This window comes from Brumimicrobium salinarum (assembly GCF_002844555.1).
GTDB classification, from domain to species: domain Bacteria; phylum Bacteroidota; class Bacteroidia; order Flavobacteriales_D; family Crocinitomicaceae; genus Brumimicrobium; species Brumimicrobium salinarum.
This window is the reverse complement of record NZ_PJNI01000047.1, coordinates 1-1727: the sequence shown is the minus strand read 5'-3', so window position 1 is coordinate 1727 and position 1727 is coordinate 1. Positions and strand designations below refer to the sequence as shown.

Genomic DNA, 1727 nt, shown 5'->3' with positions numbered 1-1727 from the left:
AAAAAAATACGCTGATTTTCCTACAAAACCACATTTGTTGGCAAGCATTATAATATAATTGAAGAAAAACACCAAGCTGAATAGCCTGGTGTTTGAAAGGTGTTTTTACTATCCCATTTTTGTTTGATCAGTGCCTTCTTCACTTTGTTGAGAAAGGATGTTTTTTAGACTCTTCATGTCTTCAGAAACTTTGCTTTCCACCACTTTAGCATAAATTTGAGTAGTACGAATAGAACTATGGCCAAGCATTGAGCTAACTGTTTCAATAGGCACGCCATTGGATAATGTGACGGTCGTAGCAAAGGTGTGACGGGCAATGTGCGAGGTTATCTTTTTATTTATACCGCATATATCTGCAATCTCTTTCAAGTATCCATTATAACGTTGGTTACTGTTCACCGGAAGCAATCTATTTTTATTAACACAGTATGGATGTTCTCTATACTTTTTAATAATCTCCAACGCTACAGGAAGCAACGGAACACTTTCTTTTACACCTGTTTTCTGTCTTTCTGTTGTTAACCAAAACTCTCCATCTATCCCTTTAGTAATGGCATCATATTCAAATTTGTATATGTCAGAATATGCAAAGCCAGTATAGCAACAAAAAATAAAAACATCACGCACTTCAGCAAGTCTCTTAATGTCGATTTCTTTGAAACGAATTTTGTCGATTTCCTCTTGCGTCAGCACTTCTCTTTTAGGAGCGATGTATGTGCATCGGAAATTGTTAAAAGGATTGGAGGAAATCCAGTCTAAACCAACCGCCATATTAAGGACTGTTTTGATATTCTTAATGTATTTGTGAGCGGTGTTAATGTGCAAATCATCTTGTGTAAGTAGGTAGTGTTCAAGCTCAGTGGCAAAACGTAAACGCAGTTCAGAAAGTAGCATATCATTTACTTTATAATGGTGTTTCATGAAAGCTTTGACTTTCTTTTTAGTGATTACGTAGCGTGTAAATGTTTTTTTAGCTGTTTGTCCAATTCTGACCTTATCCTCCATTTTATTATTGTGGTAGTCTAGCGCGTCTAGGATTGTTTTTTGGGTTGGTTTTTCATCGACACCTAAATATTTGTTTTTTATTTCTTTGCTTGTCACGGTATTTCCTTGCGAAGCTTCTTGAATAAATATTTGATTTATGTCATTGATGACTTTGTCAATATAGGCGTTTAGAAAAACGGATTTAGAATAAGAGGGCTTGACTTTCCTTTGTTTCTCGTTCCAGGCCGAAGATGGTATGTAGTGGGTTGTTGCAATCTCTGCTCTTTTGAGATCAACTACTATTCTAATGTATAGTTGCGCGTCTCCATTTTTGGTTTTTTGTTTCTTTAGATAAAACTGAACTTTAAATTTTTGATTCCTTTTCATATATATGTATTTAAAATGTTACCAATTAATTGGTTCATTTACAAGTAAGAAAAGATGCTTAATTTTGATTATCAGCTGTTTAGTCTATTTTGGTGACCTAGTTTTTCAAGATGCTTAGGTCACCACATAGGTCACCAAAAAATACATTTTTAAGTGTTTTAAGCTTCAATTCTGGTGATCCAAAATTACTTTAAATTTAGGTCACCACATAGGACACGAGATTTATGTATTTGCTTGTGTTTGTTTGTGTTTGTGGTGGTTTGAGAATGTGTTTTTAATTCTCTTTTTGATTATATTTGGTGGTATTTAATGAAAAAAGCCTCTCGAATGAGAGGCTTTTAGTTGTCCCACTAGGG

1 protein-coding gene is annotated in these 1727 nt (G+C 34.5%); it reads right to left on the bottom strand.

Annotated features, from left to right (window positions below; all coding sequences use genetic code 11):
* Nucleotides 1-108: 108 nt before the first annotated feature.
* Nucleotides 109-1371 (bottom strand): site-specific integrase, encoded by a 1263-nt coding sequence (locus CW751_RS15060; protein WP_101335842.1) that lies wholly within the window; start codon nucleotides 1369-1371, stop codon nucleotides 109-111.
* Between the last annotated feature and the right edge of the window lie 356 nt (nucleotides 1372-1727).